General features: G+C 62.4%; 10 protein-coding genes. All 10 read right to left on the bottom strand.

What is annotated here, in order from left to right:
* Position 1: 1 nt before the first annotated feature.
* Positions 2-1222, bottom strand: coding sequence for a ThiF family adenylyltransferase (locus ACZ5MJ_RS01535; protein WP_464221857.1), 1221 nt, complete (start codon positions 1220-1222; stop codon positions 2-4).
* 23 nt (positions 1223-1245) lie between these two features.
* The gene (locus ACZ5MJ_RS01530) at positions 1246-1674 is read right to left on the bottom strand and encodes a hypothetical protein (protein WP_464221856.1); all 429 of its coding nucleotides are present in this window, start codon (positions 1672-1674) and stop codon (positions 1246-1248) included.
* Between the two features lie 28 nt (positions 1675-1702).
* A complete protein-coding gene (locus ACZ5MJ_RS01525; RefSeq protein WP_464221855.1) occupies positions 1703-2659 on the bottom strand; it encodes a DUF7665 family protein in 957 nt (318 codons plus the stop codon).
* 94 nt (positions 2660-2753) lie between these two features.
* Positions 2754-6038, bottom strand: a complete 3285-nt coding sequence (locus ACZ5MJ_RS01520) for a UvrD-helicase domain-containing protein (RefSeq protein ID WP_464221853.1) — start codon at positions 6036-6038, stop codon at positions 2754-2756.
* Between the two features lie 42 nt (positions 6039-6080).
* Positions 6081-6713 carry a hypothetical protein gene (locus tag ACZ5MJ_RS01515; RefSeq protein ID WP_464221852.1) on the bottom strand — a complete coding sequence of 211 codons (633 nt, stop codon included), beginning with the start codon at positions 6711-6713 and terminating at the stop codon, positions 6081-6083.
* Between the two features lie 2 nt (positions 6714-6715).
* Entirely contained in the window at positions 6716-7498 is a 783-nt protein-coding gene (locus tag ACZ5MJ_RS01510; RefSeq protein WP_464221851.1) for a hypothetical protein, read from the bottom strand.
* A gap of 262 nt (positions 7499-7760) precedes the next feature.
* Positions 7761-8942, bottom strand: a complete 1182-nt coding sequence (locus ACZ5MJ_RS01505) for a ribonucleotide-diphosphate reductase subunit beta (RefSeq protein WP_464221849.1) — start codon at positions 8940-8942, stop codon at positions 7761-7763.
* A gap of 144 nt (positions 8943-9086) precedes the next feature.
* A complete protein-coding gene (locus ACZ5MJ_RS01500; RefSeq protein ID WP_464221847.1) occupies positions 9087-12023 on the bottom strand; it encodes a ribonucleoside-diphosphate reductase subunit alpha in 2937 nt (978 codons plus the stop codon).
* 494 nt (positions 12024-12517) lie between these two features.
* Positions 12518-13135: a 1,6-anhydro-N-acetylmuramyl-L-alanine amidase AmpD gene (gene ampD / locus ACZ5MJ_RS01495; RefSeq protein WP_464221844.1), complete on the bottom strand. Its 618-nt coding sequence runs from the start codon at positions 13133-13135 to the stop codon at positions 12518-12520.
* Entirely contained in the window at positions 13132-14778 is a 1647-nt protein-coding gene (locus ACZ5MJ_RS01490) for a sigma-54-dependent transcriptional regulator (protein ID WP_464221842.1), read from the bottom strand. The genes ampD and ACZ5MJ_RS01490 overlap by 4 nt, the downstream gene beginning before the upstream one ends.

Here is a 14778-nt window from a genome sequence, read left to right as displayed (position 1 = left end):
ATCACGGGCTGTTAACGTCATAACGCCAAGAGTCCGCGCTGCAGTTCGTCAGGGCCAGATGCTCGAGAAGCGATCCCGCGAAGGCGCCGACGAATGGCGTTGCGACGGACCGGCCGGCCACCAGGGTGGTGCCGCACTCATCCTTCGTCCTGCGCAGCAGATCCTGGTAGGCTGGCAGGCTGATATCGATCCGCCGACTGGCCTGGGACTCTCCAGCTGCCCAAATGTCACGAGCCAGGCGGCTGCCGGGGAAGGCATGTAGCTGGACCTCCGTGAAGTGCCGGATCCCATCGCCGATGCCGGCTTCGATTACTCGCTCAGCTTCCAGGCGGTCCAGTCCACGGCGTAGTGTCACGTTGTCCACGGCCACCATTGCCACGCGCTCTTTCGCCTTCACCGGCCCGTTATCTAGGTCCAGCCTGCTGGGGTCTCGCACGACCCTATAGCCAAGCCGCTCAAGACGCTCTCCGACGACGTCCACCTTGTATCGGCCGATGTCACCGCTGTTCACAAGAAGGCAGGTGCTCAAGCTAGACGTGCTGACTTTGTCGTAGTCGGTTAAACGCACAACGCTGCCGCGCGCTAGCCGTTTGGAGAGAACCAAAGTCCAAAGCGCGGCTTGACCAAGATGGCCCAAACCGATCACCCACCCACTGTCGAAGTGAAGTGGCTTGCCTGCAGGCAAGCTGAATCGGACCTCCCTAGTTCCGGCAAGTGGGTGCTGACGGTATAGATATTGAAACGCCTCGTTGAGGGCCGCACCAGCTGCGGCAACTCCCAACTCAACGGGAGCGCTTGCGCTCGACCGAGGCGCTTCGTCGGGGGTCAACAAGAAGGCATCGTCGGAGATAGCCATTCGGATGCAGAATCTCCTGGCCTGGCAAGCGGCGTTGCCAAGGCTGACGGTGGCAGCCTCATGCGCCAGAGTTCCCCTAGGTACGCATCCTGCTGCGGCAGCCACCTCCGATAGCTTCCGTCCCCGGAACCAGGCCAAGGAGCAGGTTTGACTGTCGTCTCCAGTCAGCTCGACCCCGCCGAGGAAAGTCTTGGGCGCAGCATGGATTAGGGTCAGAGCGGCAGCTTCGATGGCCGGCGACGCGACCGCCCCTGGCGTGATCTGAATACGAAGCTGGAATCCAGCGAACAATGCCCTAGCTTCTTCAACGCTAGTTGCGCGCCCTTCGTCCATCGCCAGCTTGACCGTGCGGTTCAGTGTCTCCATGAGGTCCACGTGAGACTCCTCTTTTAGATGAATTGGATGGCCGAAGCCGCTTTGGCACCGAAGCGGCTGACCCATTGCCGATTTCCTTGGAAAACGTGAACGCCCAAGGCCCAAGGCGACGTGTCCTTCAGTGCAAACGACGGCACAATGAGCGCGACGTGCCCGGCGATGGCGACCATGGGGTGAGCTTTGTCGGTTGCGCTTTGGGAGCAGCCGACAGGGTGGGTGTGAACGTCACCGACGACTTCAAGTCCCAGCCGATAGCAGTGCCCCCAAGCGCGGGACATTTCTTCGGCGGTGAGGACCACGTAGTCGTGCTTACGGAAGCTCTCCACCGCAACTTGGTCATAGAGCAGGAACGCTTGAACCTCCCGCACACCCTCATGTTGCTTGCCGAGCAAGAAAGCGCCAGCCTCCTTATGCCCACGACCGGAGCAAGCCAAGCTTTCCATCAAGCTCTCGTAGACCGGCCGAGGGAACTTAAGCAGCGGGAGGAACATAGTCAGCCCCGTTGAGCATCGTCCACACCACCGTCAGATACCGCGCCAGCCCAAGTTTGGGGTCCCACGTCCAGGCCGGGTGCTGCTGCAGCCAGACCTCGTGACCGGGCAGGCTCTGGCGGTCGCAAGGGATGTACAGCGCCGTGCCGCCCTGCCAGTCCGAGCGCAGGGCACTGCCGAAGCGCGGCCCTGTACGCGGCCACTTGTGTCCCGCCAGCCAGGAGCCAGCTTGCGGGTCCCAGAAGGCGCCGGTCGGCGCATTGGGATAGCCGTCGCACTGAAGGCGCAGAGTGAAGCTGCGCCCATCTTGGGCGAACACGTCGCAATAGACGTAAGGCCAATCCACCTGCCGCAGCCGCCACTGCTGATTCATCTCGCCCATGAGGAAGGGCGCTTCCTCCAGATGGCGCTGTAAAGTGGCGTGGTCGGATGACAAGCTCGGATCGCCATTGACCGTGTAAGTGCGTACCAAGTCAAAGGTGGCACTGCAGGTGCCCGGCTCAATGAAGCTGCCGACGTGCTGGTCACGAGTGGGCTGCACGTTGCTGCCGGCGACCTGCAGCACTAGCTCATTCGCATCCGTGTCAGAGATGCCGTACTTGTTAATCGCCCAGCGACGCACGCGTCCGATACGCGTCGTCGGAGGGAAGTGGCGTGTCTCCTGCCGGCCGGCGTAACGCACCACCACATGCACCTGAACGCAGTGGCAGACGTGGAACACTTTGCCGTGGGTCAGTTGCTCGTTGTCAGCAAACTCACGAGTGTGGACGTCGTCGTCAGCCTCGTCGAAGATCTGCAGACCCGCCACATGGTGGCCGGCTGCAGCCAACGCTTGCTGGGCGGCGGCGAGAATCGCTTCCTTGGAAGCGTGCTCATCGACGTGGATAACTAGGCCGTCGCGGGCCTGAGGCGACTGAAGGATGATGCGCTTGGACATGATTGACCTCGTTGGCAGCCGGAACAGCCCGGCCTCACAAGATCAATCGGTACTTATGGAAAAAGCCTCGCGCTCGGCAAGCAGTGGACGTTGATCAGTCCTCTAGGCGCTTGTCGCAGGGAAACATGAATGCGCATGTGTGACAAGCGCGTTCGTCGTTGGGCGAAGCTGGGTAGTGGCCACCACAGTAGTGCTGCGCTCTCGTCGTGTAAGTCTGCAGCGTATTTGAGCGGACCACGCCGACGTCGCGCTTCTCCCCGTCGCCCAGCGTGACGACTTCCACCTTGAGCTTGACTCCACCTTTCGCCGCGCTAGCAGCGACCAAGGCTGCCACAGGCTGCTTCAGCGCTTCGTAGCTGCTCTTATTACCTGTGCGGATGAACCTGAGAGTCTGCTGGCTGCCGCAGCTAAGAATTTGGTCAGGCTTGAGGCTAACACTCAGCGGTCCGAGCTGGAGCCCGACGGAGCCACACGGTTTACCGCCCTCCAGCAAGACCGTACGAGCATGTTGGACACCTCGTATCACCTTCTCGCGAATCGCCGACGCGGATGGATGTTCGTGCAACCCCAATGCCTGCAACTGTTCCTCCATCGCCGCCTGCCACTTCCCATCGCTAAGACGGTTGGAGTCTGCTGTCAGGGTCCGCACCGTATTGCGCGTAGCCAGGTCCACGGCACGGTATAACTGCAGCTCCTCGCGAGGTCGCCCCTTGGCTCGAGCGGACATCTCGCGCCGCTTTGGACACTTGATGTACTCGAGGTACTCATCAAGGCTCACTTCCATCGGCGTGGCGTTGGCGGTCGTCGGGACCGCGCTTGCCGGTGGCGATGCAAACGAGGGTGGCTGCAGTAGTTGCAGCCGGTTGGCTAGGGCGTCCGGTAGTTCCTCACCATCAACGGTGTAAATCGCCAGGTGCAGGCGCGCTCGCGACACCGCCACATAGAGCAAGTTGTGGCGCTCATTCAAAAGCACCTTCGCCGCAGACTCTTCGCTCAAGACCGCGTCAGGCAGCAGCTTGTTGGACCGGCTCCGAGGCTGTTGGTACGTACTCTTGCTGACCCGCATGAAGTGCACCGCATCGAACTCCAGACCCTTACTGCCGTGGGCGGTCAGGATCCGAACCGCCTCCATCCCCTCCGCCTCAGGAGGGACCATGCGCATGCTGCGGTCTTCACCTAGGCGGACACGGTCACGAATACGCTGGCCAAGATTCCTTACGGTGGCCCACTTGCCGGTTCCGTCTGCGGTCCTGCAGAAATGCACGAACTGCCAAACGGCCATCAGCGCATTGGCTGTAGCCTGACCAGGCTGGCAAGCCAGATCGCGGAGCCATTGCCCCTCTTCAAGCAGCAGGTGTGACAACGCCTTCCACGGGGAGTCGTTCGGCGCAATGGCAGTGCACAGCCGCTTGAGGTTGCTGAAAGCCTGTCTGTCTTCCGGCGGGAGAGCCGTTTCGTCGACTGCTGTCCAGGGCGAGTCCTTGGTCACTCTTGCGAAGACGGCATCTGCTCCTTGTCGGCTCAACTGCAGCATGGGGGAGTGCCACACGCGCACCAAGCTCGCCCCAAGAGGGTCCACTGCCAACTGCAGCAGGCAGATCAAGTCCTTGATCTCAGGGCGCTCGAAGATATTGCCAAGGTAGAGGACCGGTATGCCTCTTTGCTCCAGCCCCAGGGCGATGCTCGCTCCATCTGAATTGCGGTAGGTGATGACTGCCTGCTCTGCCAAACTCACTCCGTCATCACGCAAAGACCGGATGCGCCAGGCGAGCGCGTCCAGTTCGGTATCCCTGTTCGCGCTGACGATGTGCTTCGGTCCATGGCCGACCGACCCCATTTCTGCATTCAAGCGGACGATAGCGCGTCCGGCTGGATTGGCTCTTGCGACGCCAGTAAAGACGTCAACGATCTCCTGCGAACTTCGATGGTTGAGCAACAGCGGGATAGCTACCGCGCCGGGAAAGTCCTGCTGAAAGTTCGCGAGGTTGCTCGATGAGGCGCCCATGAAGGCATAAATTGCCTGATTGGCGTCACCCACTACCCATAACGTCTTGGCATGTCTGGCGAGCTCCTTTACCAGCAATGCACTGGCGCGGTTGACGTCTTGGTACTCGTCAACCATGACATGGTCGACATCGGCCAAGAAGCGCTCAACGGAAGCATGGTGCGCCTGCAGCACTCGGATAGTCGCACAGAGCAGGTCCGTCAAGTCGATGGCCTTTCGCGCCAGCAGGACGTCCTCGTAGCGCTGGAAGATGGCCGCAGCGTCTTGACGGCGCGCCTGCCACTCAGGGTCAGGATTTGGCTGACCGACTATCGCTGCATTGAACTGATCCGCAGTAAAGACCTCATCCTTGGCGCGCCTGACCGCGTCGATGACATTTTCTAGCCAGGGCAGTGGGTTCGAGAATGGGTCGTAGGCCTGTAGCTGCAAGGTTGGCAGTTCGTCCTCGAGCATGGCCAATGCAGCCAACTTGTCGAGAACCGGAAAGATCGGGCCCAACCCTATAAGATTGCCAAACTTGCGAAGGAACTCCAGACCGAAGGCGTGAAAGGTTCCTATCCAGACCCGGTCGGCACTATCGATGCCGCCAGCACGCGCTCGCTGTACGAGCTCTCTAGCTGCCTTGTTGGAGAAGGTCAGCACGACAATCTTGCTAGGGTCGGCGCCCTGAGAGATGAGGCGCCGCAAGCGCAGTAGCAGGGTCGTCGTCTTGCCTGTCCCTGGACCGGCCTCGATGAGACTAACTGCTGCGTCGCTGTTGACAGCTGGCTCTTGCGCGGGCGTTGGCGTCAGGGGCAGCGTATAGGCCTTCGCAGAATCCTTGACCTCAGGCAAGAGTACAGCGTCGTAGACCTGAAGCTGCACCAGTTCCAACGGGAGTTTGCGCCGCTTGGCGCTGTCGTTGGAGCTGAGCCCATGTTCGAGGAAGTCGCGCCTGGCTTCCTGCTGTGGTAGCAAGAACTCCCGAGAGAAGACATTGGCCTGCAGCTCCTGGCGTTCTCGTACGCCGTAGCTTTCGACTTCCTTGACACCATTCGTCTCACCTTCGCCGCCAAGCGACTCCTGCTTGACCTCAACAGTTCCTACCAGTGATGGGTGCAGTCGAAGGTGGCCGATTTCGTGGGCAATCAGAAATGCCTTAACCTCATCGCTAACATCATTGCGTACGTAGATCCACTTCTTCTTTACGTTGACTGTCGCATCAGCCTTTTTTAGCAGTGTGAAGCTCGGTTCTACACACTTGAGCTTGATGTCTAGGTGTTCGCAAGCTATGCGAACAAGCCCATAACCAGTTCCGTCGAGCGTCAACGCGGCATCCACCAGCTCCTTGCGCAGCAGATGTGCTTCTTGTCGAGCGGACTCAAATGGGTTCATCGAAAACGAGAGGCTGGAGGCTTGGCGCGGCGATGAAAGCGGCTAAGAGCGATCAAGGATCGCCCGCTTTGTCGTTTCATCAGTTATGCATTCCTCAACTGCTTGCCGCCACGTTCGAGGAGGCCCGTCTGCTGGCTTATCTGTTGCACTGAATCTCTGCTGGGCGGGCTGCCTAGAGTGCAGTCCTAATCCAGCTCGCAGTGCTGTCGGTGAGGTACCAATGTGAGATGCCAGCTTGGAAAAGAACCAATCGGGTGCATCCCCCATATCCGAGCCTTCCTCGGTAGCCATGACGAGCAAGTCATCTTCTCCGTGCTCGTCGCTACCAAAGACTTCAAGCGTTGCTGCTCGAGTTGCTTTGGCTCCAGAGACAGAAGCCAGCTTGTTCATGGCTTGCTGGATTTCTGTGCTCGAGGGAACGCCGCGCAGTTCTTGCAGCTTCTTGAGCAGACCGCTTTGTATTGGCAATAGCTCCTCATCTGAGAGCTCCACGGCTTGCAGCTCGTCTTCAGTTGGTGCGGTGATGAGCAGCTGCGCCATCGCGTACTGATGGAGCTCCCGATCATACTCGGGAAACTTCTGGATGAACGAGGCCAGGATCTCGGGATCGAATTCCTCGGCGGCATCGTAGTAGAGGTCGAGAACCTCATCCAGGGAAAGGCGATGATTTTCCATATCTATTGCTCCAGCTTCTGCTTGATGATTTCGATCGCTTCGTTGATGTATTTGGTAGCGCTGGTTTCCCCAACCCTCATCAAGCTGGTAACGGTGACTTCGTCCTTCTTCTTGGAGTGGATCTTGCATCCGCCGTAAAAGCGGAAGGTGAATGCACGTTGAGGCAAATCTGGCAGCTCTTCGACGACTTCACGGATGCGCTCGAGCTTGTTCTCGCGTTCAGCGCGCTCCTGCAACTCCGTGAGGTACTCCTCAGGCGAAAGCAGATGAGCGGACGTGTCAACAGCATCCTCTTGCTGCGCCTGAACGCCGACCGCTTCGGCGTCATCGTCCAGAGACACGCCCGCGCTGAACTTTTTTGCGTTCAAGCGTCCCGCAAAGTCCTTGCACCGCCGGCTAACGTACTGCCCGAATGCGACTTCGGCGTGGCATGGGATCTTTTGGTCGGTCAAGATCTTTAGCGCCACGTCCTGGATGAAGTCGTCGGTCGCGGCGTCCTTACCCCCGAACTTCTGCCACATCGGGTGCTTGGCTACATGTGCTTTTACGTGCAATGCAACACGCGCCAGCAAAATGGAGGCATAGGAGTTCTCCTCCCGGCTGCCTTGCGGCGAGCGGCGTGTGAGCATCGCGACTACCTCATCCTCGACGTACCCGGCTTGGCCGCGGGGAATCCGCAGGCGCCTCAGCCTCTCTGGCATATCGAGGCCCTGAAGCCCATTGAGGAGGCTAGCCCGCGGCTCCGGCGGGTTCCACAACTGATCAGTCTGGTTGTCTTTTTCCATACTATGAAATCCAAGCTACGATGATCTACAGCCTCACCTGATCAATCGGGGTTCGCGGAAAAAGCCTCGCGTCGGAAAAGAGGTCGCGCAAACGGTCGACGCTTCGGGCTCCCCTTTGGCAGAGAGATCGGCCGAAGATCCGCTTCCGGTCTACCGAGGAGGGATCGAAAGTTGGCTACTCGCCGATAGCGGCTATTTCCATCTTGAGTCGCAGCCGCAAAAGAAGAAAAGGGAGCCAAATTGGCTCCCTTTCTTCTTTCATTCAATCCCAGCTCAACGCCCCACCCGTCTGATACTCAATAACCCGAGTCTCAAAGAAGTTCCTCTCCTTCTTCAAGTCAATCATCTCAGACATCCACGGGAACGGATTCTCTTCATTCGCGAACAGCTGCTCCAACCCAATCTGCTGGCACCGCCGATTGCAAATGAAGCGCAGGTAACCCTTAAACATCGGGGCATTCAACCCCAGCACCCCACGCGGCATCGTATCCTCAGCATAGCGATACTCCAGATCCACCGCCTTCTTGAACAGCTCAGTAATCTCAGCCTTGAACTCCGCCGTCCACAGATGCGGATTCTCCAGCTTGATCTGGTTGATCAGATCAATACCAAAATTGCAGTGCAGCGACTCATCCCGCAGGATGTACTGATACTGCTCAGCAGCCCCAGTCATCTTGTTCTGCCGCCCCATCGCCAGAATCTGCGTAAAGCCCACATAGAAGAACAGCCCTTCCATGATGCAAGCAAACACGATCAGCGACTTCAACAGCTTCTGGTCATTCTCCGGCGTACCAGTCTTGAACGACGGATCCGTCAGCGTGTCGATGAACGGGATCAAGAACTCGTCCTTGTCGCGGATCGACTGCACTTCGTGGTACGCGTTGAAGATCTCGGCTTCGTTCAGGCCGAGGGACTCCACGATGTACTGGTAGGCGTGCGTGTGGATGGCCTCTTCAAAGGCCTGGCGCAGGAGGTACTGGCGGCATTCCGGCGCGGTGATCTGGCGGTAGGTGCCCAGCACGATGTTGTTGGCGGCCAGCGAGTCGGCGGTGACGAAGAAGCCGAGGTTGCGCTTGATGATGCGGCGCTCGTCTTCAGTCAGGCCGTTGGGGTCTTTCCACAGGGCGATGTCGCGGGACATGTTGATTTCCTGCGGCATCCAGTGGTTGGCGCAGCCGGCCAGGTATTTTTCCCACGCCCACTTGTACTTGAACGGCACCAGCTGGTTGACGTCGGTCGAGCCGTTGATCACGCGCTTGTCGGCGGCGTTGACGCGGCGGTTGCTTTGCAGGGCGGCGGCGTTGGGGTTGTTGCCCAGGATGCCAGGCTGCGTGGCGGCCGGCGGCAGTACGCCTTGTTGGTCGGCGGTGGTAGCAGCGGGTTGCGGGGCAGGCTGCGGTGCGGCCTGCGGGGTGGCTTGAACGTCGTCGTCCCAGCTCAGCATGATGTGGTTCTCCGTGATTCGATTTGGGGGCGGCGGGTGGTCAGGTTTGACTTGTCACTTCGTGGTGGCGCCGGCCCTCTCCCCCGGCCCCTCTCCCGCGGGCGGGAGAGGGGAGCAAACCCCGGGGTGGTGGTTACTTCGTGATTACTGGCAGGCCTCGCACTCTTCAAAGCCAGGGTCGCCCGGGCGCATCGTGCAGACCGCGCCTTCGGCTTCCGGCATGGCCGGGGCCGATGCGGCGGCTGCGTCCAGGGCGGAGCCGCTGTCGCTGCCCGACGACACTGCGTTCAGCGAGCCGCGCGACACGGTGGACTTCTCCACGTGGGTCGCAGCCATGGTGCGCAGGTAGTAGGTGGTCTTCAGGCCGCGCAGCCAGGCCAGCTTGTAGGTGTCGTCCAGCTTCTTGCCCGAGGCGCCGGCCATGTAGATGTTCAGGGACTGGGCCTGGTCGATCCACTTCTGGCGGCGGCTGGCGGCTTCCACCAGCCAGGTCGGTTCCACTTCGAACGCGGTGGCGTAGATGTCGCGCAGGTCTTGCGGGATGCGGTCGATGCGCGACAGCGAGCCGTCAAAGTACTTCAGGTCGGCAACCATCACCTCGTCCCACAGGCCGCGTTCCTTCAGGTCGCGCACCAGGTAGTCGTTGACCACGGTGAACTCGCCCGACAGGTTGGACTTGACGTACAGGTTCTGGAAGGTCGGCTCGATGCAGGCCGACACGCCGATGATGTTCGAAATGGTCGCGGTCGGGGCGATTGCGATGCAGTTCGAGTTGCGCATGCCGTGCTGCTTGATGCGGGCGCGCAGCGCGTCCCAGTCCATCGTGCTCGACAGGTCCACTTCCAGGTAGCCACCGCGCTCTTCGGCCAGCAGCTTGAGCGAGTCCTGCGGCAGGATGCCACGGTCCCACAGCGAGCCGGCGTAGGTCTCGTAGCGGCCACGCTCTTCGGCCAGCTCGGTGGAAGCCTGGTAGGCGTAGTAGCACACCGCTTCCATCGAGGTATCGGCGAACTTGACGGCGGCGTCGCTCGAATACGGCGTGCGCAGCACGTGCAGGCAGTCCTGGAAGCCCATGATGCCCATGCCGACCGGACGGTGGCGCAGGTTGGAATTGCGTGCCTTCTCAACCGCGTAGTAGTTGATGTCGATCACGTTGTCGAGCATGCGCATGGCGGTGCGCACGGTCTTCTGCAGCTTGGCGTGGTCCAGCGCGAAGGTGCCGTCGGCCTGCCTGGTCATGTGGGCGACCAGGTTGACCGAGCCCAGGTTGCACACGGCGATCTCGCTGTCATTGGTATTGAGCGTGATTTCCGTGCACAGGTTGGAGCTGTGCACCACGCCCACGTGCTGCTGCGGGCTGCGGATGTTGCACGGGTCCTTGAAGGTGATCCACGGGTGGCCGGTCTCGAACAACATGCCCAGCATCTTGCGCCACAGTTGCAGCGCGGGCAGCTTCTTGAACAGCTTCAGCTCACCGCTGGCGGCCTTGGCTTCATAGCCCAGGTAGGCCGTCTCGAATGCCTTGCCGACCTTGTCGTGCAGGTCCGGGCAGGTGGCGGGCGAGAACAGGGTCCACTCGCCGCCTTCCATCACGCGCTTCATGAACAGGTCCGGAATCCAGTTGGCCGTGTTCATGTCGTGGGTGCGGCGGCGGTCGTCGCCGGTGTTCTTGCGCAGTTCCAGGAATTCTTCGATGTCCAGGTGCCACGTTTCCAGGTAGGCGCAGACGGCGCCCTTGCGCTTGCCGCCCTGGTTCACCGCCACGGCGGTGTCGTTGACCACCTTCAGGAACGGCACCACGCCTTGCGACTTGCCGTTGGTGCCCTTGATGTGCGAGCCCAGTGCGCGCACGTTGGTCCAGTCATTGCCCAGGCCGCCGGCAAACTTGGACAGCAGCGCGTTTTCCTTCAGCGCTTCGTAGATGCCTTCCAGGTCGTCCGACACGGTGGTCAGGTAGCACGACGACAGCTGCGAGCGGCGGGTGCCGGAGTTGAACAGGGTCGGCGTGGACGACATGAAATCGAACGACGACAGCAACTGGTAGAACTCGATGGCGCGGGCTTCGCGGTCCTTCTCGTTCAGCGCCAGGCCCATGGCCACGCGCATGAAGAAGGCCTGCGGCATTTCGATGCGGGTTTCATCGATATGCAGGAAGTAGCGGTCGTACAGGGTCTGCAGGCCCAGGTAGTTGAACTGGAAGTCGCGGCCGGCGTCCAGCGCCGCGCCCAGGCGGGCCAGGTCGTAGGTGGCCAGTTGCTCGTCCAGCAGTTCGGCGGCAATGCCGCGGGCGATGAACTTGGGGAAGTACTCGGCGTAGCGGCTCGACATCTCGGCCTGGGTCACTTCGGTGCCCAGGATTTCCTTGCGGATGGTGTGCAGCAGGATACGGGCGGTGACCTGGCTGTAGTCCGGGTCCTTTTCGATCAGGGTACGCGCGGCCAGGATGGCGGAGTCGTACACCTGCGTCATCGGCACGCCTTCGTACAGGTTCTTCAGGGTTTCCTTCAGGATCGGCTCGGCGCTGACGGCATTGCCCAGGCCCGAGCAGGCGTTGTCGATCAGGTCGTGCAGCGCGGCGATATCCAGCACGTGCGTGACGCCGCCATCGGTCACGTTGACCGAGATGCCGCCTTCCTGCACGCGGGCCACGGCCTGCGCGTTGGCTTGCGCGCGCTCGTCCTTGCGCTTCTCGCGGTACAGCACGTAGGCGCGGGCCACTTCATGCTCGCCCGAGCGCATCAGCGCCAGTTCCACGTGGTCCTGCACGTCTTCGATATGGATGGCACCGCCGTTGGGGCGGCTGCGCACCAGCGCGCGCACCACGTTGTCGGTCAGTTGCTCGACGATCTCGCGCACGCGCGCGGAAGCGGCGCCCTGCCCGCCGTTCACGGCGAGGAAGGCCTTGGTCATGGCAACGGCGATCTTGGACGGCTCGAAAGCCACCACGGCGCCATTGCGTCGAATGATCTTGTGATCCGGGTAGTTCGTATTGGCGGCGTTGGCGGGGGTCTGCTGCGCGGTCGGTGCAATACCGGCGGCGGCGGCGCCACCCGTGGTGATTTCGTTCTGGGCCGTTTGCATGAGAACTCCTGTTTTTACCCTGGAAATAAGAGACAAAGAGTCCCTGGCGAAATGCGGCGAAAAGAACGTCCCTCCCGGCTCGAAAAGCGGGTTCGGACAGACTGCCTTCACGTGAACATTTCGCCAGGGACTCTTGTGATTCGCTGGCCTTACGGGGCGGTTTCGGGACGATGCACGAAGTTCGTGATCCCCGACTCACCCTTGGGCCGGCTCCCCGGTTTGACTACTAGATATAGTGGGTGCTGCCTGAAACTGGGCTAAGTATAGTGAAACGAATCCGAATGACCAGTCTTGACAAGCGCTTTTTGGGGGGCGGTGGCGCCGATGCGGCGGCGCCACATGCCCGCAAGCCTAATACACGCAAGGGTTTTCGCCAGACTGTTCGCAACTGCACATTTCACAAAAATTTTTTTGATTGTTGCGAGGTTGCGATAGCCCCACACCGGGGCCGGGCATGCGCGCCGGAACGGGGCGCGCGGGGCCGGGAAATGACGTTAAGAATTCGTCACCCAACCAGCCGCGCCAGGGCGCTGGTAGGGCAACATGCCGGGCGCCACGCCTGCCTGGCTGGCAAAGCGCGCCCAGTCGAAATGCGGGCCGGGATCGGTCTTGCGGCCGGGGGCGATGTCGCTGTGGCCGGCAATCGCGCGCACCGGGTAGGCGGCCATCAGCGCGGGCACCAGCGCGGCCACGGTGTCGTACTGGGCCAGGGTGAACGGCAGGTCGTCGCAGCCCTCGATCTCGATGCCGATGGAAAAATCGTTGCAGCGCGTGCGGCCGAAGAAGTCTGACTGCCCGGCATGCCAGGCCCGCTGCGTGCACGGGACAAACTGCACCAGCTCGCCCGCGCGGGTGACCAGGAAGTGCGCGGACACCTGGACCTGGTGGATGGTGGCAAAGAACGGGTGCTTATCGGGATCGAGCCGGTTCTGGAAGAAGGCTTCGATATCGCCGCTGCCGAACTGGCCGGGCGGCAGGCTGATGTTGTGCAGCACCACCAGCTCCACCGGCATGCCGGCCGGACGCTCGTCGAAGTTGGGCGACGGCACGCGGCGCGCGGCGGGGACCCAGCCGTCGGCGTCGGGCAGGTAGCGGTGCGCGGCGTTGGTCATGGCGTGCCCTCGCCTTCCACGGTGCCGCGGTCGGCGGCGTCCATGGCCTCGCGGATGCCCAGCTGCTGGATGCGGTAGCGCAGCTGGCGCAGGTTCAGGCCCAGCAGCGGCGCGGCCGCGGTGCGGTTGAAATTGGTCTGCGCCAGCGCCTGCAGGATCAGCTCGCGCTCCACGGCTTCCAGCCTGGCCGTCAGGTCGATCGGGAAGACGACGCCGCGGCGGGCGCGCTCGGCGGGATCGCCGGCGGGCTCGGGTTCGGGTGCGCTGGCGGCAGGTTGTGCCACGGGTGGCGGCTCTGCCGGTGCCGGTGCCGGTGCCGGGGCCGGTGCCGGGGCCGGCGCGGCGACAGGCGGCACCGCCCACATGCCCGCGGTGCCCCAGGCTGCGTAACTGTTAGGCGCCATCGCCGGCGCGGGAGCATGCATCAGCCCGGCGCGCTCGGCGCCGGCATCCAGCTGGCCCAGGTCGGCCAGCTCGATCTCTTCGGTCTCGGCAAAAGCGTAGGCACGCTCCAGCAGGTTCTCCAGCTCGCGCACATTGCCCGGGAAGGGATACGCCACCAGCCGTTGCAGCGCCGCCGGCGTCAGCCGCTTGGGGCGCGGGTCGCCGTAGCGCACCGCCAGGTGGTCCAGGATGGCGCGCGCCAGCACCGGGATGTCTTCACCGCGCTCGCGCAGCGTGGGCATGCGCAGCGCCAGCACGTTCAGGCGGTAGTACAAGTCCTGCCGGAACTGCCCGGCCGCCACCATCGCCGCCAGGTCCTTGTGGCTGGCGCACATCACGCGCACGTCGACAGGGTCTTCGCGGCTGGCGCCGATCTTGCGCACGCGGCGCTCCTGCAGCGCGCGCAGCAGCTTGACCTGCATCGGCAGCGGCAGGTCGGCCACCTCGTCGAGCAGCAGCGTGCCGCCGTTGGCGGCCTGGAAGAAGCCGCCGCGCTCGGCGTCGGCGCCGGTAAAGGCGCCTTTGACGTGGCCGAAGAACTCGGACTCCATCAGGTTCTCGGGGATGGCGCCGCAGTTGACGGCGATAAAGGGGTGCGCGGCGCGCCCGCTGATCGCATGGATGGCTTGCGCGGCGCGCTCCTTGCCGCTGCCGGATTCGCCGCTGATCACCACCGGCGCCATGCTGCGCGCCAGCCGCGACAGCGAGCGGCGCACCTCCTGGATGGCGGCGGAATGGCCGGGCAGCAGCGCGGCGGCGCGGTCGGCGGCCCGCTCCGCCGCGGCGGCGGCGTCGGCATCGGCGCTGTCGCGCTGCTGGCGGCCCAGTGCGTTCAGCACCAGGCTGCGCAGCTGCTCCAGCGACACCGGCTTGGCGATGTAATCGAAGGCGCCGGCCTTGAGCGCTTCCACGGCGTTGTCGGCGCTGCCATAGGCGGTGATGACCGCCACCGGGATGCGCTCAGGCGCGGCCGAGAGCTGGCGCACGATCTCGATGCCCAGGCCGTCGCCCAGGCGCATGTCGGTCAGCACCAGGCTGTAGCGGCCCTGCGTCAGCTTCTCGCGCGCTTCGGCCAGGGAGCCGGCCAGCACCACGTCATGGCCCATGCGGCGGATCGAGATGTCCAGCAGCTCGCGCAGGTCGGCCTCGTCGTCGATGACCAGGATGGGATCGGGCGCTCGGGACATTCGGGGTCGCAT

The sequence above is a fragment of the Cupriavidus sp. LA-1 genome, from assembly GCF_055385985.1.
Note: the sequence above shows the minus strand (reverse complement) of the source record. Positions and strands in the feature narration are given on the sequence as shown.

Bases quoted from the DNA above. Each gene is read 5' to 3' on its own strand.
- ACZ5MJ_RS01535 (WP_464221857.1), bottom strand. From the start codon at position 1,222: ATGGAGACACTGAACCGCACGGTCAAGCTGGCGATGGACGAAGGGCGC.
- ACZ5MJ_RS01530 (WP_464221856.1), bottom strand. From the start codon at position 1,674: ATGGAAAGCTTGGCTTGCTCCGGTCGTGGGCATAAGGAGGCTGGCGCT.
- ACZ5MJ_RS01525 (WP_464221855.1), bottom strand. From the start codon at position 2,659: ATGTCCAAGCGCATCATCCTTCAGTCGCCTCAGGCCCGCGACGGCCTA.
- ACZ5MJ_RS01520 (WP_464221853.1), bottom strand. From the start codon at position 6,038: ATGAACCCATTTGAGTCCGCTCGACAAGAAGCACATCTGCTGCGCAAG.
- ACZ5MJ_RS01515 (WP_464221852.1), bottom strand. From the start codon at position 6,713: ATGGAAAATCATCGCCTTTCCCTGGATGAGGTTCTCGACCTCTACTAC.
- ACZ5MJ_RS01510 (WP_464221851.1), bottom strand. From the start codon at position 7,498: ATGGAAAAAGACAACCAGACTGATCAGTTGTGGAACCCGCCGGAGCCG.
- ACZ5MJ_RS01505 (WP_464221849.1), bottom strand. From the start codon at position 8,942: ATGCTGAGCTGGGACGACGACGTTCAAGCCACCCCGCAGGCCGCACCG.
- ACZ5MJ_RS01500 (WP_464221847.1), bottom strand. From the start codon at position 12,023: ATGCAAACGGCCCAGAACGAAATCACCACGGGTGGCGCCGCCGCCGCC.
- ampD (WP_464221844.1), bottom strand. From the start codon at position 13,135: ATGACCAACGCCGCGCACCGCTACCTGCCCGACGCCGACGGCTGGGTC.
- ACZ5MJ_RS01490 (WP_464221842.1), bottom strand. From the start codon at position 14,778: ATGCGACCCCGAATGTCCCGAGCGCCCGATCCCATCCTGGTCATCGAC.